Source organism: Streptomyces clavuligerus (genome assembly GCF_005519465.1).
In the GTDB taxonomy this organism is placed as follows: Bacteria; Actinomycetota; Actinomycetes; order Streptomycetales; family Streptomycetaceae; genus Streptomyces; species Streptomyces clavuligerus.
Genome location: NZ_CP027858.1, coordinates 6,123,221 through 6,147,245 on the forward strand (window position 1 = coordinate 6,123,221; position 24,025 = coordinate 6,147,245).

17 protein-coding genes are annotated in these 24,025 nt (G+C 74.3%); 1 reads left to right on the top strand and 16 read right to left on the bottom strand.

Annotated elements, in window-relative coordinates:
• Positions 1 to 781: 781 nt before the first annotated feature.
• From CRV15_RS25890 to CRV15_RS25955, 14 genes are all read right to left on the bottom strand, one after another.
• Positions 782 to 1,792 (bottom strand): alpha/beta fold hydrolase, encoded by a 1,011-nt coding sequence (locus tag CRV15_RS25890; protein ID WP_003959535.1) that lies wholly within the window; start codon positions 1,790 to 1,792, stop codon positions 782 to 784.
• Positions 1,793 to 1,795: 3 nt separating this feature from the next.
• Positions 1,796 to 2,074: a hypothetical protein gene (locus CRV15_RS25895; RefSeq protein WP_129555067.1), complete on the bottom strand. Its 279-nt coding sequence runs from the start codon at positions 2,072 to 2,074 to the stop codon at positions 1,796 to 1,798.
• A 125-nt stretch (positions 2,075 to 2,199) separates the two neighbouring features.
• Entirely contained in the window at positions 2,200 to 3,321 is a 1,122-nt protein-coding gene (locus CRV15_RS25900) for an alpha/beta hydrolase (RefSeq protein WP_003959534.1), read from the bottom strand.
• Between the two features lie 470 nt (positions 3,322 to 3,791).
• The gene (locus CRV15_RS25905) at positions 3,792 to 4,874 is read right to left on the bottom strand and encodes a 4'-phosphopantetheinyl transferase superfamily protein (RefSeq protein ID WP_003959532.1); all 1,083 of its coding nucleotides are present in this window, start codon (positions 4,872 to 4,874) and stop codon (positions 3,792 to 3,794) included.
• On the bottom strand, positions 4,807 to 5,667 hold the full coding sequence (locus CRV15_RS25910; protein WP_003959531.1) for a 2-oxo acid dehydrogenase subunit E2: 861 nt from the start codon (positions 5,665 to 5,667) through the stop codon (positions 4,807 to 4,809). Before CRV15_RS25910 ends, CRV15_RS25905 begins: the two co-directional genes overlap by 68 nt.
• The gene (locus tag CRV15_RS25915; protein ID WP_003959530.1) at positions 5,664 to 5,891 is read right to left on the bottom strand and encodes an acyl carrier protein; all 228 of its coding nucleotides are present in this window, start codon (positions 5,889 to 5,891) and stop codon (positions 5,664 to 5,666) included. The genes CRV15_RS25910 and CRV15_RS25915 overlap by 4 nt, the downstream gene beginning before the upstream one ends.
• 127 nt (positions 5,892 to 6,018) lie before the next feature.
• Complete coding sequence (locus CRV15_RS25920; protein WP_003959529.1) at positions 6,019 to 7,059, bottom strand: 3-oxoacyl-ACP synthase III family protein; 1,041 nt, start codon at positions 7,057 to 7,059, stop codon at positions 6,019 to 6,021.
• Between the two features lie 112 nt (positions 7,060 to 7,171).
• The gene (locus CRV15_RS25925) at positions 7,172 to 10,216 is read right to left on the bottom strand and encodes a type I polyketide synthase (RefSeq protein ID WP_003959528.1); all 3,045 of its coding nucleotides are present in this window, start codon (positions 10,214 to 10,216) and stop codon (positions 7,172 to 7,174) included.
• Positions 10,213 to 10,542, bottom strand: a complete 330-nt coding sequence (locus tag CRV15_RS25930) for an acyl carrier protein (protein ID WP_003955355.1) — start codon at positions 10,540 to 10,542, stop codon at positions 10,213 to 10,215. The genes CRV15_RS25925 and CRV15_RS25930 overlap by 4 nt, the downstream gene beginning before the upstream one ends.
• Before the next feature lie 31 nt (positions 10,543 to 10,573).
• Entirely contained in the window at positions 10,574 to 12,421 is a 1,848-nt protein-coding gene (locus CRV15_RS25935) for an acyl-CoA dehydrogenase family protein (RefSeq protein WP_003959527.1), read from the bottom strand.
• The gene (locus CRV15_RS25940; protein WP_003955353.1) at positions 12,411 to 14,306 is read right to left on the bottom strand and encodes an acyl-CoA dehydrogenase family protein; all 1,896 of its coding nucleotides are present in this window, start codon (positions 14,304 to 14,306) and stop codon (positions 12,411 to 12,413) included. Before CRV15_RS25940 ends, CRV15_RS25935 begins: the two co-directional genes overlap by 11 nt.
• 3 nt (positions 14,307 to 14,309) lie before the next feature.
• The gene (locus CRV15_RS25945; RefSeq protein ID WP_003959526.1) at positions 14,310 to 16,169 is read right to left on the bottom strand and encodes a fatty acyl-AMP ligase; all 1,860 of its coding nucleotides are present in this window, start codon (positions 16,167 to 16,169) and stop codon (positions 14,310 to 14,312) included.
• 560 nt (positions 16,170 to 16,729) lie between these two features.
• The gene (locus CRV15_RS25950) at positions 16,730 to 17,143 is read right to left on the bottom strand and encodes a DUF6059 family protein (protein WP_003955350.1); all 414 of its coding nucleotides are present in this window, start codon (positions 17,141 to 17,143) and stop codon (positions 16,730 to 16,732) included.
• 11 nt (positions 17,144 to 17,154) lie between these two features.
• Positions 17,155 to 19,104, bottom strand: coding sequence for an HAD-IIIC family phosphatase (locus CRV15_RS25955; RefSeq protein ID WP_009995344.1), 1,950 nt, complete (start codon positions 19,102 to 19,104; stop codon positions 17,155 to 17,157).
• A 409-nt stretch (positions 19,105 to 19,513) separates the two neighbouring features.
• Between CRV15_RS25955 and CRV15_RS25960 the strand changes: the two genes are divergently transcribed.
• Positions 19,514 to 21,328, top strand: coding sequence for an ABC transporter ATP-binding protein (locus CRV15_RS25960; RefSeq protein WP_003955348.1), 1,815 nt, complete (start codon positions 19,514 to 19,516; stop codon positions 21,326 to 21,328).
• Positions 21,329 to 21,412: 84 nt separating this feature from the next.
• Here the strand turns inward: CRV15_RS25960 and CRV15_RS25965 are convergent, their stop codons facing one another.
• Together CRV15_RS25965 and hglS are read right to left on the bottom strand one after the other, a co-directional pair.
• A complete protein-coding gene (locus CRV15_RS25965; protein ID WP_003959521.1) occupies positions 21,413 to 22,615 on the bottom strand; it encodes an NAD(P)-binding domain-containing protein in 1,203 nt (400 codons plus the stop codon).
• A gap of 7 nt (positions 22,616 to 22,622) precedes the next feature.
• Positions 22,623 to 24,020, bottom strand: a complete 1,398-nt coding sequence (hglS, locus tag CRV15_RS25970) for a 2-oxoadipate dioxygenase/decarboxylase (RefSeq protein WP_003959520.1) — start codon at positions 24,018 to 24,020, stop codon at positions 22,623 to 22,625.
• Between the last annotated feature and the right edge of the window lie 5 nt (positions 24,021 to 24,025).

Consider the following 24,025-nt stretch of genomic DNA (forward strand, 5'->3'; position numbering starts at 1 on the left):
GGGGACGATACGGCTGGTTCGTCCCGGGGCGGACCTGGGCGCGAGCCCGGTGCAGGCGGTGCGGAGGCGGGCCGCCGTGGGCCGTTCCGGGTGCCTGGGCGCGCCACTCGTCGTACGCGGCGGCTGCTCCGGTTGTTCCCGCTGTGCGGGGTCCCGTCCCGGCGGATCTCCCCTGACGGGCGGGAGCTTGGTCTGGACCGGCGTCGGGGCGGACCTCCACGAGCCTGGTCCGGTGGCCGGTAGGAGCCGTTCGCGGGGCGGCCCGTCCCGTCCGCGCGGATCGTCCCCGGCACGGGGGAGCGTCCTGGACAGCCCGGAGGCCCGGACCCGGCGGGGGTCGGGCCGGGCGGGGTCGTAGGGCGGCCTGCGGTGTTGGGGGCCGATACCGCTGGTTCGTCCCGTGGGGCGAACGCGGGCGTGGGCCCGGTGTGTTCGGTGTGGAGGCGGGTCGCCGTGGGGTGTTCCGGGTGCCTGGCCGTGTCACCGGTCCTCCGGGGGCCGGTTCTTCCGGGCGTTCCCGCTGGGTGGCTGGTCCTGTCCCGGCGGGTCTCTTCCGACGAGCCGGGCGCGGTCCGGATCGGTGGGCGGCTGGTTCGTCCCGTGGGACGGATGTGCGCGTGGGCCGGGCGTGTTCGGTGTGGAGGCGGGTCGCCGTGGGCCGTTCTGGGTGCCTGGCCGTGCCACTGGTTGTTCGCGGGCGTTCCCGCTGGGTGGCCGGTCCCGGCCCGGCGGTCTCCCCCCACGCGGGGGCGCGGGCCGGGCCGGGCGAGGTTCGGCAGGGTCAGCCCGCGGCCCGGGGCCGGGGCGGCGGGGCCGGTCGGCGGGGCCGGGGGCGGCGGTTGCGGAGCAGTCTGCGCCACTCCTCCGCGCTGAACGGGGCGGGCTCGGTGGTGCTGATGAAGTCGTGCAGCACGGAGAGGAATCGTTCGGGGTCGGTCCGGAACGGGAAGTGCCCGGCCTCCGTGAACATCTCCAGCCTGCTCCCCGGCATGGACACATGCCCCAGCGACGCGTGCACCGCCGGGATCACCACGTCCCGGCCGCCCCAGACGATCATCGTCGGCATGCCCTGGGTCAGATAGCTGCGGTCCAGCAGCGTCGCGACCTGCCCCCGCCAGTCCACACCGGCGCGCAGGGTGCGGACGAAGGCGCTGCGGGAGCCCGCGTCCGGCAGGGCGTCGATCGCGCGCATCAGATCCGTCGCGTCGACCCCGAGGTCCGTGTCGAAGGCCCGCAGCAGCCGCAGATACTGCTCCAACTGCCAGCGCACGGTCGGCAGCCGCAGCGCCGCCAGCACCAGACCGGCCCCCGGCAGTGTCGCCGCCCGCAGCAGCGGGGTGAGCTGACGCCCGATGCCCCCGCTGGCCACCAGCACCAGACGCTCGGTGCGTTCGGGGAACTGATACGCGAACTGCGCGGCGACCGCCCCGCCGAGCGAGTGCCCCACGAGGGTCGCCCGCTCCACCCCGAGGGCGCTCAGCAGATCCCGTATCCCGTTCGCGTACGCGCCCGGCGAGTAGTCGCCCCGGGGCTTCGCGGACGCCCCGTGGCCCTGGAGGTCCGGGGCGATGACCCGGTACCTCCCGGCCAGCGAGGGCATGACCTCGGCCCAGGTGGACGACGAGTCCCCGATGCCGTGGATGAGGACGACCGCGTCGCCCCTGCCCGCCATCCGGTACGCCTGGCGGTAGCCGTGCAGCTCACGGCTGCGCAGCCGGACCTCGTTCCCGCCCACCGCGCGGGGCCGGGGCCGGGGCGGCCGGGCTCGGCCGCCGCTGCTGGTGCCGGTCACGGATCAGACCTCCTGGCGGTCCGGGTCGTCGGTGCGGTGCGGGTCCGGAACGTGCGCTGCGGGGCCGGGGTCCGCACCGGAGCCCGCCGGGACGCCCCCGGAGCCGGAATCAGAAACGGAAACGGAAACGGAAACGGAATCGGCGGCCTCCGGCGGACCGGCGGCCGGGACGGAGAGGACCCCGGGGTCGATGCCCAGCGACGCGAGGGAGCGCCAGGGAAGGACGGTGCCGTGCGCCCCGGCACGGAGCCGGGCGCGGGGACGAGTGGTCGTAGGGGACATGGCAACCGCCTCTCGGTCGCTGTGCAGGGGTGCGCCCGGACGGGCGCCGCCGGCCCTCACGGGCCGTGGACGGGCCGCGAGCGGCCCGGAGAGCGGTGGGGCGGAGCGGTGGCCGGGCCGATCGGTCAGACCGGCGGCAGCGGCCCGTCGGGCGAACCGTTCGCGGGCACCGCCACCGCGGACTCCACCGCCCGTACCGCGACGGGCCGCACCGGGCCCGGCTCCGCCGCGGCGGCGAACCGCGTCCGCAGCAGCGAGCGGACCAGCCAGGCCCGTACCGCCGTGAGATGCGCGGGGGAGCCGTGGACGTCGTCGAACTCCTTGAACCGGGCCCGGGGGAGCGCCGCCGCCAGCAGCCGCGGGTCGCCCGCCGGGATGATCTCGTCCCGGGAGCTGACGACATATCCGACGGGGACGCGCACCGCGCCCAGGGTGTCGGGGCCGAGCGGAAAGCGCCGGAGCAGCAGCCGCAGCGCCTCCTCGTCCGCCGACCCGGTGAGCCTGCGCAGCGTCTCCACGGTGATGCCGGGGACCCGGGGCCACCACAGCGGGTCGGTGAAGAACCCCGCGACCGGCGCCCCGACGGTGTGGACCCCGCGGATACGGGGGTCGTCCGCCGCCGCCCGCAGCGCCATGTGGCCGCTGAAGCTGAGCCCGAGGACGCTGGTGCGGCGGACGTCGGCCCGCCGCTCCAGCCGGTTCAGCAGAAACGGCAGCAGCCGCCAGGAGTCGGGCCCGTAGCGCAGGGTGTTCTCGCCGACGCCGGGCATCTCGGTCGCGACGGCCGCGTAGCCGAGCCGGGCCAGCTTCGGCAGCAGCGGGGCCCACTGCTCCTTCACGCTGACGATGCCGCCCGAGACGACGACCAGCGGTCTGCGGCGGCGGACGTCGAGTCCGGCCGTCCAGCAGACGACGACGCCGTCCGGGTGGTCGAGGAGCAGCCGTCCGATGCCCCGGCGGCGGCGCCAGTCGTCGAAGGTCCGTACGCAGTTGGCCTGGGCCCTGGCCCGGACCTCGTCGCCGTGGTGGGGGAAACGGGCCAGCGCGTAGCGGCGGCAGGCGTCGAGCGGACGGCCCGCCGTGGCCAGCCGGTCGGCCTCGGCCGTCCAGACGCGGGCCCAGGAGGCGGGGTGACCCGGCTCGTCGTTGGTGATCCGGGGCAGGACCGCCGCCACCTGGCGTTCGGTGATGCCCTGGCCGCGGGCGTGCAGCCGGGCGAACTCCTTCAGCTCGTCGAGATGGTCCATGACTTCCTCCGTCTCCCTCACCACCGAGGGCCCGTGCCAGGTGACTCGGCCCGGGGCCGTCCCGGGCGGGCGAAACGCGGATACGAACGCGGATACGGATGTCGATGCGGATGCGGAACGCGGATGCGCGGGGGCCGCGCTCGGGCCGCGCCGTGCGGACGGACGCGGGGAGCCATCGGTCCGCGGGAGTGTGGGCGGGCGCCGTCTGCCGGGGTGGGGGAATGTGCCCCGGCGGAGCGCCCGCCCTGGACACCACGGTGGCGGACGTCCCTTAAGGCACGCTTGGCGCCCGCCGGAGCGGAGTCCGTACGCGGGCAGCCCGAAGGGCGCCGTGACCCAAGGGACAGCACCCCCCTTGGGTCACGGCGCCCTTCTGCCGGCCGGTGCCCCGGCCGCCGCCGGACGGCCCTCGCGGACCCTGCCTGACGGTTCCTCCTGTGCCGCACCGGGCCGCGCCGGGTGCCCGTGCCTCAGACCGCGAACGCGTCCCGCGCCCAGCCGCCCCGTTCACCCGCGGTGCCCACCGGCGCCGCGGGAGCCATCGGGACCGGGGCGGCCTCCGCGGCGGCCCGCGACCCCACCGGCACCGGCGGTGCCGACGGCCGTACCGGCCCCGGTGCCGATGGCGGGTCCCAGGCCCCGGGCGGGCCCCACGACCCCGGGAGATCCGGTCCGCCCGCTCCCGCCGGGGAGTCCGCCGTGTCCGGAGGTTCCTCCGCCAGGGTCTCGGTCAGCAGCGCCACCACATGGGGATCGAGCATGGTCCCGGCGGCCGTGTCCTCGACCCCGCCGAGACCGGTGTCGCTCACCGCGACGCTGACGGCGTAGCCGCCGTCCACCGAGAAGGTGCGGAACTCCCACTCCACCCCGGTGCCGGGCGCCCCGTCGGGCGTCAGCACCCGGTCGAGACGGCCGTCGGGCCCGAAGCCGAAGTCCGTGAAACGGAAGCGCAGCCCCTGCCCGATCGCCTTGCTGTACGCCTCCTTGAGCGTCCACAGCCGGACCAGCGCGGGACCGCGCTCCTCGGGCGCCAGCCGGGACAGCGCCCCCAGTTCATGGGGTGTACACACATGACGGTGCAGACCGCGGGTGTACAGCGGGCGGTCCGCCCGTTCCGCGTCCACCCCGATCAGCCCGCGCGTGGTCAGCCCGATCAGCAGCAGATCCTCGGTGTGGCTGAGGCTGATGTCGACGGCGTCGCAACCGCGCAGATAGGGGCGGCCCGTGGGCCCGTACCCCAACTCGATGACCTGGGGCGGCACCCGGAGCGCCACCGCGGCGGCGAACTTCAGCAGCACCCGTGACGCGGCGAACCGCGTCCGCACATCCGGGTGCGTCATCTCCAGATAGCGTTCCCAGTCCCGCCCCAGCAGCGCCCGCAGCCGGGGCCCGCCGGTCTGGTCGGGCTGCCAGTCGGCGAGCCGGGCGTGCAGGACCGCGACCGAGTGCTGCTCCAGGTCGGCGCGCACCCGGTCCCAGGCGCCGTCACGTCCGGAGATCTTGACCGGCTCCCCGAACGAGGGTCTGGAAGCCGTCCCCCTCCGCGCCGTCATCGAACTCCTCCAAGGTGGTCTTGAGGTCGCCGAGCACATCCGCCGCCGCCGCGCCGTCGATGATCCGGTGGTCGAAGGTGAGTCCGAGCCGCATCACGGGGGCGATCGTGAGCCGTCCGTCCCGGGCCACGGGCCGCTCGGCCACCCGGCCCGCGCACAGGGTGACGGCGGTGCCGCCGCTGGAGTGGAAGCCGTCGACCGGCCGGTGGCCGAGCGAACTCACCGAGACCGTGCCGAGGACGGCGGGCCTGCGGCGCGGATCGCGCAGCGCGGCGGCGAAGGCGAGCCGGCCCAGCGGCACCGGGAGGCGGCCGAGCAGCCGCACCCCCCGGAACTCCGGCAGCCCGGCGGTGTCCGGGCCCCGGTAGCGCTCGATCCGCCGCTGGATCTCGTCGAGACCGGCGCTCTCCAGACCCGGGAGCAGCGCCGAGAGCACCGTGCGCTCCCCGTCGACCGTGCGGTCGAGGGCCAGCTTCGCGGTCACCCCGTCGAAGCGGACGGTGCGCGGCCCGCGCAGCCCGAGCAGGCGGCCCGGGTCCAGGGCGGCGTTGGCCTCCGGGTGCCGGTGCAGCACCCGGCCCGCCGCGTACAGCACATACGCCACCACCGACGAGCGCCGCCCCGCCGCACGGGCGGCGGCCCGGTGCGCCTCGACGCGGGTCATGTCGATGTCCGTGTCGAGATGCACGGGCCGCTGTCGCGCCGCGTGCTCCAGGAAGTAGAGCGTATGGCGGCGGCGTCGCTCGGAGCGCGTGCGCGCCGGGCCCCGGCCGGGCCCGGCGGACCCCGTCATGCCCGTACCGCCAGCTGATAGATCTCCTGGAGGCTGCGGGCCTCCAGCAGCCGTCCGATCGGGAGCTGCCGTCCGGTGGTCTGCTCCAGAACGGTGACCAGCTTCAGCAGATACAGCGAGTCCCACTCGGGGAGCTGGTCGAGATCGGCCTCGACCTCGTGGTCCTGAAGGGGCATGCCCAGCTCGTCCCTGACGAGGCGGACGAAGTCGTCGATGGTCTGCATCGGTGATGCCTTCCCGGGCGCGGAGCCAATGGTGAACTGCGGTGCGGATGAGGGGCCTTGGGGCCTGCCCCCACGACGGGCGGTGGGACGTGTCCAGTGCCACGGTGTACGACGGGGCCGTGGGCCGTCAGCTTTTCTCCAGTGCGAAACCGGATTTGATCCATTTGCTGGACTCGACGGCGACGGCAAGCGCTCTCTGTCCCTGCGTCATTTTGCTGAGAAGAGCGTCCAGTTGAAGGAAAGGAAGGGCATTTCCATTGTTTCCGGTGTCGGCCACGCAGGACACCTCCACGGAGCCCGGAAGGTTCAACTGCTGGGTGATCCGCCGGGTCATATGACCGGAAAGCTGCGGCGGAAGCAGGAAATCCACATCCTCCGCCGACCACTCCAGCTCCTCCAGCAGCTCCCAGAGGATCTCCTCGGCGATCACCGGGACGGACTCCTCGATCGCCTTGTAGTCCTCCCTGATCGCCTGCCGGTCCTCGTGCCGGTCGGCCAGGCCGAACCAGTCGATGACCTGGCCGGGCTCCCGGCCCAGACCGGTGAAACGGTTGAGGACCCGGCGGACGGCGACCGCGTGGCCGCGCGGCTCGGAGGTGAGGACCGCGGCGCCCGCGCCGTCCCCGAACAGGACGTAGTTGACGAGGTCGCTGGGGGCGGCGCCGGACAGATCCCGGTCGAGGTCCAGGTGCTTGCTGCACACATCGCCGCCGATCACCAGGCCCGCGCGGTAGCCGCCGCCCGTGATCAGGGTGCGGCCGAGATCCAGGGCCTGGACCGCGCCCGCGCAGCCCGACTGGAGCTGATAGGTCGGCAGTTGGTCGAGCCCGAGCAGATCGGCGACCGTGTTGACGGTGGCGGGCATCAGATGGTCCGGGGTCGCGGTGCCCATGACCACGAACTCGATCTCCTCGGGCGCCACCCCGGACGCGGCGAGCGCCCGCTCACCGGCCTGGGCGCAGATGTCGGCGAGCGACCAGCGCACCTCGCCGCTCTCCAGGTCCCGGGCGAAGTGCCGGGTCCTCGTCCCGATGAACACGTCGATCCACTCGTCGTTGACGCCGAGCGTCTTGGCCAGCCTGGCGTTGTCGACGGGGTCGCCGGGCAGGGCCGTGCCGACGGCGGCGAGATACGCCACCGTGCCGGCGGGGGACTGGGGTGACTGCATCGTGCGGTCCTTTCGTACGGGCAGAGAGCCGGGTGGGGCGGGGCGGGGGCCGGGGCCGCCCCCCGGGGGGGAGGAGGCGGACACCCGGCCCGGCGGCGGGGCCGGGCGGCGCTCAGGCGACGGCGGAACCCGTCCGGCCGCGGAGATAGCCGATGAGATCGCCGACCGACGAGAGCTGCGGCAGCAGATCCTGCACGCTGATCGCCTCCATCCCCGGCAGCCGGTCCTGGATGCGGTCCTTCAGCTCCATCACCATCACCGAGTCGAAGCCCAGGTCCTCGTAGAGCAGCGACAGCGGCGAGACCTCGTCCACGGCGTAGCCGCCGACCTCCGCCACCGCCTCGACCACCGCGCGCTCCACCGGGTCGCCGATGGGCTCACGGGCCGGGGACAGCACCGCCACCGCCTCGCCCGGCCCGGTCCCCGCACCCGGCTCCGCGGTCCTGAGCTGCGTCGTCGGCGGCACCGACGGCAGCACCACCGCGTCGCTCCCGGCGGACTTCCGGATCGGCCCGCGGGTCCAGAACCGGTGCGCGTCGGAGAACACGTACGGCGTGAGCCGCTGCCGCTGCCGGTCCTCCTCCGCGTACACCGCGTCCCAGCGCGGGTCGAGACCGGTGCGGTACAGCTCGGCCACGGCCCGTGCCAGCTCCCGGCCGTCCGCCTCCGCCCCGGGCACCAGGGCCACCGTGTGGCCCTGTGTCCCGGCGGCGGGACGGAGCTTGCGCGCCATCCGGGTGAGCACCGGCTGCGGCCCCACCTCCACCAGATGGGACGGACCGGCCTCCAGCAGCCCCGCCGCCGCGTCCGCGAACAGCACCGGGGCGCTGATGTGCTCGGTCCAGTACGCGGCGTCCATCGGTTCGGCCTCCAGCAGCCGGCCCCGTACCGTCGAGTACACCGGCAGCTTGGGCACCCCGCCCCCGGCCTCCTCCGCGATCCGCGCGAACCGCTCCAGCACCGGCTCCATCAGCGGCGAGTGGAACGCGTGCGACACATCGAGCCGCCGGGCCCGCACCCCCCGCTCCAGCAGCGCCTCCTCGATCCGCGCCAGCGCCGCCAGATCGCCCGAGAGCACGCTCGCCCGCGGGCCGTTGACGGCGGCCACGCCCACGAGCGGCTCCCCGTCCACCAGCTCCGCCAGGTCCGCCGCGTCGGCGCGGACCGCCAGCATCCCGCCGCCGCCGGGCAGCTCCTCCATCAGCGCGCCGCGCGCGGCGACCAGCCGGGCGGCCTGCTCCAGCGGGAAGACCTCGGCGACCACCGCCGCCGCGTACTCGCCGACGCTGTGCCCGAGCAGCAGCGCCGGGGGCACCCCCAGCTCCCGCAGACAGGAGGCCAGGGCGTAGCCCACGGCGAACAGCGCGGGCTGGGTCCGGCCGGTGCCGTGCACGGCCGCGTCCCCCGCCAGCAGCAGATCCCGGACCGAGTCCCGGGTGTGCGGCGCGAGCGCCGCGTCCGCCTCGTCCAGGAACCGCCGGTACAGCGGCGACTCCTGGTAGAGCCGGGCCGTCATCGCCGGATACTGCGAACCCTGGCCGGTGAACAACAGCGCCACCAGCGGCTTCCCGGCGGGGTTGCCGGTCAGCCGGGCCAGCAGGTCCTCGTCCCCCGCGGCCCGGCGCAGCGCACCGGCCAGCTCCGCGCTGTCCCCGGCGGGCAGCGCGAACCGGAAGCGGTGGCCCGTCTTGACGAGATTGCTGCTCCAGCACAGCGGCCCCGCCGGTACCCGGCGCCGCCGGACCGCGTCCGCCTGCGCCAGCAGATTGCGCCGCAGCGCCGCCGGGTTCGGCGCGCTCAGCGTGAACACCCCGGCGCCCACCCCCGTCGGGCCGCCGTCCGCCGCCGCGGCCGGGCCCTCCGCCGCCTCCCCGGGCCGCGCCGCGTACGCGGGGGCGGACTCCAGCACCGCGTGGGCGTTGGTGCCGCCCATGCCGAAGCTGCTCAGCCCTCCGACCACGGTCCGGTTCTGGAGCCGCAGCGGGGTCTTCAGCAGCCGCAGCCCCTGGGCGCCCAGCTTGAGCGCCGGGTTCTCCTTCGTCGCGTAACGGCTCGCCGGGACCACCCGGTGGTGCAGCGACAGCGCCACCTTGATCAGCCCGGCGATGCCCGCCGCGCCCTCGGTGTGCCCGATGCTGCCCTTGACCGAGCCGAGCGCCAGCGGGCGCCCCGAACGCGTCGCGTGCAGCCCGCCCAGCGCCTTCGCCTCGATCATGTCGCCCAGCACCGTGCCGGTGCCGTGCGCCTCCATGAACGTCACGTCCGAGGGCTCGACCCCGGCCCGCCGGTACGCCGCCGACAGCACCTCCTGCTGCGACCAGCGGTTGGGCGCGGTGATGCCGTTGCTCCGCCCGTCCTGGTTGACGGCCGTGCCGCGGATCACCGCGTACACCGGCTGGCCGTCCGCGAGCGCGTCCTCCAGCCGCCGCAGCACCACGGCGCCCACGCCCTCGCCGCGGCCGATGCCGTCGGCGTCGGCGCTGAACGGCTTGCAGCGGCCGTCGGGCGCGGACAGCCCCGCCTGGGTGTAGAAGATCCCCAGTGCCGGGGTGAGCGCGACGTTCACCCCGCCCGCGATGGCCGTGTCGCACTCGCCCGACAGCAGCGAGTTGCACGCCAGATGCACCGCGACCAGCGAGGACGAGCAGGCCGTGTCCACGGCGAGACTCGGCCCCTTCAGATCCAGGTGGTAAGAGATCCGGTTGGCCGTCATGCAGTAGCCGTTGCCGGAGCCCACCTGGGCCGTGACCCGTGCGTAGTCCGTCAGATGGAGCTGTGCCCACTCGTTGCCCATGATCCCGACGAAGACGCCAGTGGAGCTGCCCGCCAGCCGCGCCGGGGCGATACCGGAGTCCTCCACGGCCCGCCAGGCGCACTGGAGCAGCAGCCGCTGCTGCGGGTCCATCGCCTGCGCCTCGCGCGGCGAGACCGTGAAGAACTCGTTGTCGAAGGCGTCCGGGTCGGAGATGAACCCGCCCTCGGTGGTGTTGGAGTGGCCCTCCGCCCCGGTGGCGGAGTGGAAGTCCCGGGCGCTCCAGCGCTGTCCCGGGACCTTGCCCACCCCCTCACCGGAGCGCATCAGCATCTCCCAGTAGGCGCCGGCGTCCGGCGCCCCCGGGAAACGGCAGTCCAGTCCGACGATGGCGACCGGCCTCATCGTGCATCACGCGCGAGGGCCCGCAGTTCCTCGACCAGATGCCCGGCGAGGGCGTCCACGGTGGGGTAGTCCCAGGCCACGGTGGGCTCCAGGACGAGATCGAAGTCCTCCTCGATGTCTCCGCACAGGCTGAGCGCGGCGACCGAGTCGAGCCCGTACTCGGCCAGCGGCACCGAGGGGACGATCTCGGCGGGCGAGCGCTTGAGGTACAGCGCGATCCGGTCGGCGAGCCAGCCGCTCAGCGACTCGACACTGTGCTCGGTGTGCTGGGCGGCGGCGGGACCGGCCGACGGGACGGACGCGGGAACGGACGCGGGAACAGACATGGGGTACTCCTAGATCGGGCGCGCCGGTCTCTCAACCGGCCAGCGGGGTGTCGTAGAGGTCGTAGCTGCGGCGTTCGTGGAAGCGGCGGAGCACTTCCTCGTGCACCCGGCCCTCGCACGAGGGCGGCAGCCCGGCGGGGCGCAGCCCCAGCCGCCGGCACAGCCGGTGCAGCGCGGCGGCGGCCCAGGCGGGGTCGGCCAGGAAGGGGTCGCCGTCGTCCCGGGCGGCCCGCCAGACACCCAGGACGGACGCGGCGGCCAGGAAGACGGCGTAGCGGTCGGCGAGGGCGAAGCTGGCGGGCGACGCGAGCGCGGTCCGGTCCTGCGGGGTCAGGCTGAGGCTGTCCTCCTGGAGCTGGCGCAACTGGTCGAGGAGCCGCATCACCAGCGCCTGCACGGCCAGTTCCTCCGGGGAGCCGCTGGGCAGTCCGTCGACGGCGGCGACCAGGGAGGCGCTGAGACTGTCCCGCCCGCTGGCCAGCGCGAGCCGGTCGAACGGCAGCCCCGGCAGCCCCTCCCGGGGCCGGAACAGCGCCTCCGGTGCCTCGTCCCCCGCGAACCAAGCCCGCCGGGCGAGCCGGGAGAGCTGCGGAATGATCGTCGCCTGGCAGGCGGCGGAGCCCGCGTGGCCGAGGCTCAGCACCGGCAGGTCGCGGACGTGTTTCTGGAAGAGTCCGAACGCGCCCTCGCGGACGTAGAACCGCGCCCCGAGCACGATCGACAGGTCGTACATGGTGTCGGTGAGCATCTTCGGGACCAGGTACTTCACCGCCGCCGCGTACACACTGGTCTCGTCCGGCAGCAGATGCACCGCCCGGGTGCCGACGAGCGCCATGCTGTCGCAGATCAGCAGGTCGAGAAAGGCGCCGGTGAGGGTCTCGGCGGCGTGCGGTATCTCCATCACCGTCCGCCGGTAGAGCTGCCGCCCCAGGGCGAACCGCACCACCGTGCGCAGACTGGTGTCCAGCGCCCCGATCGCCATGCCGGGGATCGCGCTGCGGGTGATCTGGAAGGACCGCAGCGCCAGTTCGACGCCCTGCCCCACCCGGCCCACGAGCGTGCCGTCGTCCACCGGGCAGCCGTCGAACTCCAGCCCGGACAGCCGGCAGCCGCGGACCCCGACGGCGGCGTAGCGGGGCAGCACCGAGAACCGCTCCGCGTCGAGCCGGTCCCGTTCGACGAAGAGCACCGAGTGGCTGCGGCTGCCCGGCGTCCCGTCCGTCCGGGAGAAGAGGGAGAAGGCGGCGGCCCGGTCGGCGTTGTTGATGACCTCCTTGCGGCCGTGCAGCCGGTAGCCACCGGGGACCGGGTCGGCCCGGAACTCGTTGCGGACGAAGTCGTTCCCGTGCGGCAGCTCGTGGTAGGCGACGGAGACCTTCTGGTTGTCCAGGAGCAGCCCGGCCAGTCTGCGCCGCTGCTCGGGGCTGCCCGCCGTCCACACATTGGCCGCCGCCATGAACGAGGTGATGCCGTAGCCGAGGCCCAGCGCCACATCGCGCCGGAAGAGCTGCCGCATCACCCGGACCAGGGTGTCCAGCCGGTCCAGCCGCCCGCCCAGCGCCGTGGGCACGAACTCGGCGTTGAAGACCAGCTCGTCCAGGAGGCGTTCCCCGGCGGGCGGCAGCTCACCCGCCTCGTCGGCGGCGAGGATATGCCCGGCGGACAGCGGGTTGCCCTCGTCGTCGAGGTCCCCGAACCGTTTCTCCAGATCGGCGATCCGGGCCTGGACCACACTCTCCTGGGCCTCGTGGGCGAGCACCCCGTCGGTGCTGTCGGTGCTGTCGGTGCTGTCGGTGCCGGGGCCGTGCCCCGTGCCGTTCTCGATGCCGGTCGGGGCGGCCTCGTCGCGGAGCCCCGGGACGGCGGGATCACTCAGCATGGCGTCCCCTCGGGTGTCCGGACCCGCTGTCGGGCGGTGTTCCGGTGTCGGTGTGTACGGGTGTGCTGTGCGTGCCCGCGGTGGCCGGTCCGGCGCTCCCCCGGGCGGGCGCGGGGGCCCCGGCCGGTACGGTGCCGGCGGCCGGGGCGCTGTGCAGCCGCAGCGGCAGCAGGGAGAACAGCTCCCCGGCGGCCGTGGCCGCCCGCAGATGCTCCAGCAGCCGCGGATACGCCTCCGGCTCGCCCGTGTGCTGCTCGCCCAGCCGGACCAGCAGCCGGTCGAGGACCGGCCACAGCCAGACCGCGTCCTGCCACAGCCCGGCCGTACGGCCCGCGCTGCCCGTGCGGTGGTTGTGTGCCCACAGCCCGAGCGCCGCGGCCCCGGCCAGCACCAGGCTGTACCGGCGGGCGACGTCGAACGCCTGCGGCGGCACATCGCCGACCACCGACCGGTAGGTGTCCATCTCCTCGTGAATCCGGCCGGCCGCCGTCAGCAGCCGCTCGGCCGGGCCGAGCGCGCCCTTCAGCTCCGGCCGCCGCGCGGCCTCCTCCCGCAGCGCCGCCACCGACTCCGGCAGCGTCGCCATGATGCCGCTGCCGCGCCGGGCGACCAGGCTGAGGCGCTCCGGCTCCAGCGGCTCCAGCTCCGTACGGAGGTCGAAGGCGCGGGCCGCGCCCGCCGTGTCGCCGGTGCCCCGCTGCCAGCCCCTGGCCAGCGTGCGGAACTGGTTCACCAGCGCGTTCAGATTGACCAGGGTGTTGCCGTCGAAGAGACCGACGATCCGGTGGTCCCGGTCCACCTTCTGGAACATGCCCCGCGCGTGCACCCCCTTGAGGAAGGCCCGCGCGCCCAGCAGCCGGGTCAGCTCCGCGATCACGGCCTCGGTGCCCGTCGGCAGCAGGTACTTGGTCACGGCGGCGGCCACGCTCAGCTCGTCCGTCGCCGTGTGCACGGACCGGGCCGCCACCGTCGCCAGCGCCTCCCCGGCCAGCACGTCCGCCGCCGCCGACGCCAGCACATGGCGGGCCTGCGGCAGCTCCACCAGCCGCCGCCCGTACAGCTCGCGCCGCTCGGCGAAGTCCAGGGCGATGCGCAGCGCGTGGTCCGCGGCGCCCAGCGACAGCGAGGAACACATCGTCCGGGTGAGCTGGAGCGCCTTGAGCACGGTCTCCAGACCGGTGCCCTCCGCGCCGACGGCGGCGCCCGCCGGGACCGGGGCCCCGTCGAAGGCGATCCCGCTGATGTCGGCGCCCCGGATGCCATGGGTCGGGATCTTCGGCACACAGCGGTAGTGCTCACCCTGGGTCAGGGTCCGCTTGTCCACCAGGAGAACGGTGAAGCCGCGCGGCCCGCCCTCGGGGTGGGTACGGGTGAGCACGGAGAGCAGACTCCCCCGGGTGGCATTGTTGATCAGCCACTTCTCACCGGTGAGCCGCCAGCCGCCGCTGCCGTCCGGCTCACCGAGCACATCCCCGGCGAGCAGATCGCTGCCGTGCGCGCGCTCGGTGAGGGCGAGCGAGACCGGCACCCCGGACCGGATGTCCTCGGCGAGCCGCCGGGCCTGGCTCTCGGAGCCGGAGACCCAGACGCACACCCCGCCCAGATAGGTCTTGCCGTGCCCGATGGCGACCGTCAGATCGCGGCGGGCCACGACCCGCATCACCTGCATCACGGTCTCGTAGTCGGTGAGCCGGCCGCCGTACTCCGCCGGGATGTAGTACTCCTGGAGCCCCCAGCTCTCCAGGGCCCGGCAGATCGGGGCGGGGAACTCCTCCCGCTCGTCCAGCTCCAGACTGAGCGCGTGCGGGAAGGCGGACTCGGGGTCCTCGGGGTCACCCAGCAGCAGTTCCAGCTCCTGGGCGACGCGGTAGGGGCGGTGGTCCATGGGTCAGCCCACCGGGGTGAGGGCCGGGGCGGTGCCCGCGGGCGCCGCCGTCGGGTCGCTCTTCGCCCCCGCCGTTCCTGCGCCGGCCGCTGCCCCGGCCGCTGTCTCCGCCGCCGCGACGAGCGCGCGCACCGCCGGGTCGAGCACCGCGTGCAGCGGGACCACCGCCCCCGAGGCGAACAGGCGCCGCATCAGCGTCCGCTGGATCTTGCCGCTCGTCGTCCGGCGGATCGTGCCCGGCCGCACCAGCAGGACGTTCCCGGCCGGTACGGCGAACTCCTTGGCGATCAGCCGCTGGATTCCGGCCGCGACCCCCGCGAGATCCGTGTGCGCGGCGGCGGCCTTGATCTCGTGGATCACCACCAACTGCTCCTGGCCTTCGGCGTCGATCCCGAAGACCGCCCCGGTCCCGATCGCCGGGTCGAGGGTCCGCACCGCGCTCTCGACGTCGTACGGATACACATTGCGGCCGTTGATGAGGACCATCTCCTTCAGCCGCCCCGTGACGAACAGCTCGGCACCGTCCAGGACCCCGAGGTCACCGGTGCGCAGCCAGGTGCCGAGCCCTTCCAGACCGCTGATCCGCGCACCGAAGACCTCGGCGTTCACCTCGGGTCGCTCCCAGTAGCCCGAGGCCACGCTGGCCCCGCGCACCCAGATCTCCCCAACCCGGCCGGCGGGCCGCTCCGCCCGGGTGTCCGGGTCCACCACCCGCACCTCGAAGTCCTCGCCGTCCGCCACCCCGCTGCTGACCAGGGAGCGCCGGGGCGCGCCCAGATACGGGCCCTGCACCGCGCCGCGCTCCAGACCGGCCGCGTCCACCTCGCGCACCAGCGCGCCCCGGCCCCGCGGGGTGCCCGTCACCAGCAGGGTGGTCTCGGCCATGCCGTAGCAGGGGAACATGGTCTCGGCCCGGAAGCCGTACGGCCCGAAGCGCTCGGTGAACGCCTTCAGGGTCTCGGCCCTGACCGGCTCGGCACCGTTGCAGGCCGTCCGCCAGGTGGACAGGTCCACGCCCTCCAACTGGGCGTCGGTGATCCTGCGGACACAGAGGTCGTAGGCGAAGTTGGGACCGCCGCTGCCGTGCACGCCGTACTCGCTCACCATCTGGAGCCAGCGGGCCGGTTTGCGCAGGAACGAGACCGGGGACATCAGCACGCTCACGGTCCCCAGCCACAGCGGCTGGAGCACATGTCCGATGAGTCCCATGTCGTGGTAGAAGGGCAGCCAGCCGCCGACGACCGTGTCGGGGGTGTTGCCGGTGGCCCGCGCGATCGCCGCCTCGTTGGCGAGCAGATTGCCGTGCGAGACCATCACCCCCTTGGGGGCGTTGGTCGAACCCGAGGTGTACTGGAGGAAGGCCAGGTCGTCCGGGCGGAGCCGGGGGTCGCTCCAGGCCCCGGCGTCGGCGACCGGCCCCCGGTCCGTGGCCAGGCAGGCCACGTCGGAGAAGTTCTCCGCCGCGAGCCACGCCTCGACGTCGGGCACATGGGCGCCGAGGGTGAGCACCGCGCCCACCCGGGCGTCCCGCACGATTCCGGACACCCGCTGGAAGTGCTGGCCCTGCTCGCTGGGGAGCGGCGCGGGCACCGCGACCGCGCCCGCGTACAGGCAGCCCACGAACGCCTTGATGAACTCCAGGCCCGAGGGGTACAGCAGCAGCACCTGACGTCCCTGAAGCCCCCGTTCCTGGAGCCAGGACGCCAGGTCCTTGGCGGCACGGTCCAGCTCCGCATAGGGCAGGTGCTCGGCCTGGGTGCCGCCCCTGCCCTCCGCGAGGAACACAAAAGCGTCCGCGTCACCCCGTTCGTCCGACCGCGTCAGCACAAGCTCCGCGAATGAACCGAATTCCGCCACCGTCATCCCCTCGCCTATTTGAAGCGATGTGCATTTCTTTGGACCGACTGTTCTGCCGACTCGTGCCGATGGTCGGCTCCGGCTCTAAAGCCGGTCTTGCGCTGGACCCGAGCCGGGTCCGGCCCGTCCCCGGCGGGGTCTTGACAGGCCGTCGGCGCACCACGAGCGCACGGACGGGGCACGGACGGGGCATGGACGGGGCACCGACGGGGAGGGAACGCGCCGAGGGGAGGCGCCGGGAGGAAGCACGGAGAGGAAGCACGGAGGGGGGAAGCGCGAGAAGGGGGCCGTACCGGGGGGACCGTGCCGGTACGGCCCCCGGGGAGAGGGCTCGCGTCCGCTCCGGCCAGGGCCGGGCGGGGCTGTGCGGGGATCTGCGGCCCGCCGTACGGACGGGGGCTCGGGGAGAGCAAGGGGGCGGAGGCTCAGAAGAAAGAGGCGGGGGCTCGGGACGGGGGCTCAGGACAAGGGGATCGAGGGATCGGGACGAGGGGACGGAGGCCCAGGAGAAGGGGCGGGGGCTCAGGACGAGGGAGTCGAGGGCCCGGGAGAAGGGAGCGGGGGGCTCAGGGCGGCGGCGGGAAGGGGTCCTCCAACTGCGCCCACAGCTCCCGTTCCCCCGGCGCGGGCGGATGGTGCGGAACAAGCCGCTCCGGGTGGGCGGGCGGAGGCTCGTCCAGCGGGAGCACGGCACCGCCGACGCGCGGCAGCCCCCACGGGAACAGCAGCCCGCCCCCGTCGTCGTCCCACGGACCGCCCCGGGGCACCGCCCAGGGCTCGGAACGCGGGGCCGGAGCCGGGTCCGGGGCCGGGCGCACCGGCGGCGTGGAGCGCCCCGACCACTCCCGGGCCGCCGCCCTGAAGTGCTCCGCCGGGAGGACGCCGAACATCGCCGCCAGCGAGGCGAGACCCCGTACCAGGAACCGTCCGGCCCGGCGGACGGCGCGGGGCCCGAACCCCGCGCCGGGAATCGTGGTCATGGGCCCGCTCCTCAGGACAGGGTCCCGGCGAGGTCCGCCGTCAGACGGACATGCCCCGGCACCACCGGCAGGGTCTCATCGGCCAGGTCGTGGCGGAAGGTGACCGCGCCCGCCCCGTCCTCGGCCAGCTCCGCGAAGCCCGCGGACGGGTACAACCCGCGCACCTTGTGGTTCTTGGCCGTGGGCCGGTAGCGCGCGTACACCGCGCCCGCGCCCGCGTCCCTGGCCGCGCGGACCACCGCCGCCAGGCAGGACTGCTCGATCCCCCGGGCGAACACCCGGCAGCTCAGCAGCATGTTGTCGATGTGCCAGCCGCCGCCCTCCCGGGCCGTGTCGACGAACACCGCCCCGACCAGCCCGTTGTCACCGAACCTGTCGCGGGAGCGGATCGCGAGGACCCGGTGGTCCGGGGAGCCGAGCAGCGCCCGGACCTCCGCCTGCTGCAAGCGCTCGGTGGTGAGGTTGAACTGATTGGTGCGCAGTGTGACCTGGGAGACCCGGGCGATCTCGTGCTCCCGCACCGGCGAGAACGAGACCTCGACCCCCAGGCCCGCGAGGTACTCCTCCATCGAGCCCGCGCTCTCCTGGAGATCCTGGCGGGCCGCGTCCGTACGGTACTGCGCGGCGCGCGCCCGGTCCTCCGCGGTCAGCTCCGGCACGTCGAACCAGCCGTCGGCCAGCAGCCGTTCGACATGGAGCGCGGGCTCCTCGTCCAGCCGGATCACGGCCACGCCCGGCAGACTGCCCGCCACCAGACCGCACTCGAAGGGCGAGTCGTCGGCGAAGACCAGGCTGTCCACCCCGAGGTTGAGCCGCCGGGCGATGTCGAGGAGGTTGCCGTCCTTGGGCTCCCAGTTGGCGTTGACCCGGACGAAGTCCTGCTCCCGCAGCACCATGTCGGGGTGGTCGCGCAACACCCCCAGCACCGGTTCGCGGTCGTTCTTGCTGCACACGGCGAGCAGGACGCCCTGCGCGCCGATCTGGCCCACCGCCTTCTGGAAACGGCCGAACGCCTCACCGCGGTAGGTGGTGGCCGCGGCGATGCCCTCCGGGCCGTCGTCGCCCAGGATGCCGTCCCACAGGGTGTTGTCGAGGTCGACCACCAGCACCTTCCTGGTGCGCCCGCGCAGCCCCCGGGCGAGGTGCCCGACCTCCCGGGCGTACCCCGCGAGCAGCTCGTCGCCGAGGAGCACCTTGGCGTAGGCGGCGAGCCGGGGGTCCTGCACCGGGGGCCCACAGGCCACCAGCGGATCGAGGTCGACGACATGGACCCGGTCGTGGGCGGCGGACAGCCGCAGCAGACCGGCGTTGAACTCCCGCCAGACCACGCCGAGCCGGGCGCGGGAGCGGGCGTCCACCAGCCGTCGGGTGTGGCCGCGCAGCAGCGGCAGGGTGTTGAGCACCAGGGTGCCCGTGCCGTGGGCGACATAGCGCTCGGCGAGCGAGCCGATCAGGGCCAGCTTCGCCGCCGCGATCCGCTCCAGGTCCTCCACGAGCCAGGGGTGCGGCAGCTCGTCGAAGACGATCTGCGCGTCCAGGACGCAGAGCACCGCGTCGGCGCGGGCCGTGTACAGCTCGCTCCCGGTGTCCTGGAGGTCGCGGAACCAGGAGCCGAAGTCGCCCGGACGCAGCCTCAGCAGCATCCCGTGGCGGGCGAGTTCGGCCGTCAGCGGGGCGGTCAGGCCCCCCAGGGTGGAGTGGCCGGTGACCACCGCGGCGAACGTGTCGACGGCGGGGTGGGCCGCGCGCACCGCGGCGGGGTCGAGCCGGGCGAGCAGCTGACCCGCCCGCACCAGATCGGGCGCGGGCGGCCCGGCGGGGTCGCCCGCCGCCGCCAGCTCGGCCAGCAGGCCGGGCACCTCGGGGTAGGCCGCGACGAGGCGTCCTTCGCGATGGAGGGCGCGCAACCGGTCCAGGGGACCGGTCCGCTCGCCCACGGTGGTGCTCGCAACCGTGGCCATGGTGTCTCCGTTCACCGACATTCGCTTCACCGACGCGTTCCGGAAGCCGCCCGGCCCGCCGGTCCGCCGCCCGGTCCGGGGCCGCCGTACGGGCCGGGGGCCGCCGGACCCGGGGGCCGTCGGCACGATCCTGGCGGGCGCGGCTTAAGGGGCTCTTGCGGAACGGGGGAGGGGTCGGGGACGGGGACGGTCCGGGGAGGGGGACGGGGTGCGCGCGGGGCCGCGCAGCCCGGTGCCCGGTACCTGATCCGATATTCGTACGCTCGTGCCCCTGGGTGCCCGTACGCTCGAAGCGGCACGGACCCGGCGGCCCGTGCCCCGGGCGAGGACCGCGGCCCGGCGGCCGCGGCCCTCGCGGACCGCCGGCACCCGGCGCCCGACCGACCCCCCACACCGAGCGAAGGAGCCCATGCGCCCCGAACGGATCTCCTGGACACCACCGCCCGCCTCCCCCGACCAGCCCCCGGTCGAGCTGGGGCGGATTCTGCGGCTCTTCACCCCCTACCGGGGCCGGCTCGCGCTCGTCGCCCTGCTGGTCGTCGCCTCCGCGCTGGTCTCGGTCGCCTCCCCGTTCCTGCTGCGGGAGATCCTGGACACCGCGATCCCCGAGGGCCGCACCGGGCTGCTGGGGCTGCTCGCCCTCGGCATGATCCTCATCGCGGTGCTCACCGGTGTCCTCGGGGTGCTCCAGACCCTGATCTCCACCACCGTCGGCCAGCGGGTGATGCACGATCTGCGGACCGCGGTCCACGCCCGGCTCCAGCGCATGTCGCTCGCCTTCTTCACCAGGACCCGCACCGGCGAGGTCCAGGCGCGGATCGCCCACGACATCGGCGGGATGCAGTCGACCGTGACCTCGACGGTGACCTCCCTGGTCGCCAATCTGACGGCGGTGATCGCCACCGTCGTCGCCATGGTCGCCCTGGACTGGCGGCTGACGCTCGTCTCCCTGCTGTTGCTGCCGCTGTTCGTCGCCATCAGCCGCCGGGTGGGCCGCGAGCGCGAGAGGATCACGTCCCAGCGGCAGCGGCAGCTCGCCGTGATGGCGGCCACCGTCACCGAGTCCCTGTCCGTGAGCGGCATCCTGCTCGGCCGCACCATGGGCCGCACGGACGCGCTCACCCGCTCGTTCACCGAGGAGTCGGAACGACTGGTGGAGCTGGAGGTGCGCGCCGGTACGGCGGGCCGCTGGCGGATGTCCGTCATCGGGATCGTGATGGCGGCGATGCCCGCGCTCCTCTACTGGGCGGCGGGTCTCGCCCTCCACCAGGGAGGGGCGCCCCTGTCCCTGGGCACACTGGTGGCTTTCATCACCCTTCAGCAGGGTCTGTTCCGGCCCACCGTGAGTCTGCTGTCCACCGGCGTGGACCTCCAGACCTCACTGGCGCTCTTCCGCCGCATCTTCGAGTATCTGGACCTGCCCGTGGACATCACCGAGCCCGCCGTGCCGGTGCCGCTGGAACGGGTACGGGGCGAGGTCCGCTTCGAGAACGTCTCCTTCGCCTACGGCCCCGGGCAGCCCCGGCCCACCCTCGACGGCATCGACCTCACCGTCCCGGCGGGCGCGAGCCTCGCGATCGTCGGCGCGACCGGCTCGGGCAAGTCCACCCTCGGCCATCTCGTACCGAGGCTGTACGACGTGACGGGCGGCAGGGTCGCACTCGACGGCGTGGACGTGCGCGACCTCGACTTCGCCACCCTCGCGGGCGCGGTGGGCGTGGTCACCCAGGAGACCTGTCTCTTCCACGCCTCCGTGGCCGACAACCTCCGTTTCGCCCGCCCCGGCGCCAGTGACGAGGAGATCGTGGCGGCGGCGCGCGCCGCCCAGATACACGACCACATCGCCGGGCTGCCGGACGGCTACGACACCCTGGTGGGGGAGCGGGGCCACCGCTTCTCCGGCGGCGAGAAACAGCGCATCGCCCTGGCGCGGACCATACTGCGTGACCCGCCCGTCCTCATCCTGGACGAGGCGACCAGCGCACTGGACACCCGTACCGAGCACGCCGTCCAGGAGGCGATCGACGCCCTGTCGGCGGGCCGGACCACCCTCACGATCGCCCATCGGCTCTCCACGATCCGGGACGCGGACGAGATCGTCGTCCTGGACGCGGGCCGGGTGGCCGAACGGGGCACCCATGCCGAGCTGCTGGCGCTCGACGGCCGGTACGCGGCGCTGACCAGGGCGGACGCGAGGGCGGAGGAGCCGCAGGGGTCGGTGTGAGCCGGGGCCTCCCGGGCCTCCAGGGTTTCTGGGCCTCCCGGGGTTCCGGGGCTTCCGGCGCTTTCGGGGCTTTCCCGTGAGGGATCAGACCGCCGGGACCGGGTCGGACACGGACACCCTTACGGGTGCGGGTGCGGGTGCGGGCACCGGCGGGGGCGAGGGCTCGCGGGCGAGCAGCCGCCGGATCTCCCGGACGGCGGCGCGCCCGGCCCGGTTGGCGCCGACGGTGGAGGCGGAGGGCCCGTACCCCACGAGATGTATCCGCTCGTCGCGCGCCGCACGCGTGCCCTCCATCCGGATGCCGCCGCCGGGCTCCCGCAGCCCGAGCGGTGCGAGATGGTCGATCACGGCCCGGAAGCCCGTGGCCCAGAGGATCACATCGGCCTCGACCGTCCGGCCGTCGGCCCACACCGCGCCGGTGGGGGTGATCCGTTCGAACATCGGCAGCCGGTCCAGGACACCGTCGGCCCGCGCCTGCCGCACGGCGTCGTTGAGCGGCAGGCCGGTCACCGAGACCACACTGCGCGGCGGCAGCCCCTGCCGCACCCGCTCCGCCACCAGGGCCACGGCCGCGCGCCCCGCGCCCTCGTCGAAGGGGCCCTCGACGAAGACCGGGGGCCTGCGGGTGACCCAGGTGGTCCCGGCGGCCAGCGGCGCGATCTCCATCAGATGCTGGGTCCCGGAGGCGCCGCCGCCCACCACGATCACCCGCTGACCGGCGAACTCCTCGGGCCCCCGGTAGTCGGCGGTGTGGAGCTGCCGCCCGCGGAAGGTCTCCTGCCCGGGGTAGCGGGGCCAGAAGGGCCGGTCCCAGGTGCCGGTGGCGTTGATCAGGGCGCGGGCCGACCAGTCGCCGTCGGAGGTGGCGACGAGCAGCCGCCCGTCCCCGTCCCCGTTCCCGTCCCGGCGGTCCTGCCGCACGGACTGCACGGACCGCGCGGACTGCGCGGATCGCACCGACCGCACGTCGACCGGGCGGCGCACGCGCAGGGCGAAGCGTTCCTCGTACGCCCGGAAGTACTCCCCGATCACCTCGGACGCGGGCCGGGAGGCGTCCGCGCCGGTCAGCTCCATGCCGGGCAGTGTGTACAGCCCGTGCACCCGGCCGAAGGTCAGCGAGGGCCAGCGGAACTGCCAGGCGCCCCCGGCGCGGGGCGCGTGGTCGAGCACGACGAAGTCATGGCCGGGGACCAGGCCCGCCCGCCGCAGATGGTAGGCGGCGGACAGCCCCGCCTGCCCGGCCCCGACGACGACCACGTCCACCGCGCGCACCCCAGATTCGTTCACGCTTCTACTAACTCGGGGAGGGGTCGAGATCTTCCCGGTCCTGTCGTACGAGGTCCTGCTGTCCGAGATCCTGTCGTCCGATGGCCGCGCAGGCGTCCCGCAGCGAACGGCGCTGCTCCTCCTCGTACAGCGCGAAGGGGTCGTACACCGGGCGCTCCAGCACGCCGGAGAGCCAGTCGAGGTCGTGGGGGGTGCCGTCGGCGGAGGTGTCGCGGGTGCCCTCGTCGGTGAGGTTCGACTGGAAGATCCCGGCGGCGGAACGGGGCAGGAAGTCCTCGTAGACGATGGGGTGGGTGGTCAGCAGGCCGCTGTCGAGCAGCCCGCGCAGATCGCGGGGGGCTCCGTCCGCACACGGCCCTGTGCCCACGCGCGGCTCCGCGGCCTGGAAGCGGAAGAAGCCGAACCCCTCCAGGGCGAGGTCCCGCTCGGTGGCGGGGAAACGCCCCTCCCACACCGTGGCGGGCTCGCCGATCAGCTCGTCGTAGCGCGCCCGTCCCGCCCGGGTCAGGGCGATGCCCCGGGCCTCCACCTCGCCGAACCGCACCCGCAGGGTGCCCGCGCGGACGCTTCCGTCGGCCTCCCGGAACCGCCGGGGTTCGGCCAGGGCGCGGAACGAGGTCTGCCGCAGCAGGACATCGGGCCCCGCCCACCGCGGCGGCCCCTGAATCCGGTCGATCATGGTGACGCCCCGCTCGGTCATCCGGCGGTACAGCTCGTCGATGTCCAGAACCCGGGGGGTCAGATGGTTGACATGGGTACGGGAGACACCGCCGATGTCGGCGGCGACGGAGGAGACCCGCTCCAGCTCGCCGTACCAGGCCCGGTCCACCGGCTCCGGGGACAGCTCGAACGCCGCGACCGCCAGCGTGAGGAACCGTTCGGCGGGCCCGTCCTCCAGCCCGCCGTCCCGCTCCGCCCGCCCGGCCAGCTCCAGCAGCTCCGGCGGGAACAGCTCACGCCGCCCGAGGAACGTCCCGAGCCGCCGTTCCAGGTCCGCGTCGAAGAAACGGCGGTCCGCCGTCGTCAGCATCGAGGTGAAGACCCGGAACGGGTTGCGCTCCAGCTCGTCGGCGTCCAGCGGGCGGAAGGCCGTGGACACCACCGGTACGGAACTGGCCGCCGCCTCCCGCAGATCGTAGAAGCCCACCGGCCGCATCCCGAGCGCGGCGAAGATCTGCGCGGCCTGCCGCAGCTCGTGCGGGGTGCCCACCCGGATGGCCCCGTGCCGCTCCGCGGTCACCCGTTCGATCCCGCCGAGCCGCCCGCTGTGCCCGTCCCGGGCGGCCACCTCGCGGTTGATCCCGTGCGCCACCTCCACGAGGGTGGTGTACGCGGGGACCTCGGCTCCGTACATCGCGGAGAGCCGGAGGGCGAACGCCGCCCGCAGCTCCCAAGTCGCCTTCATGATGA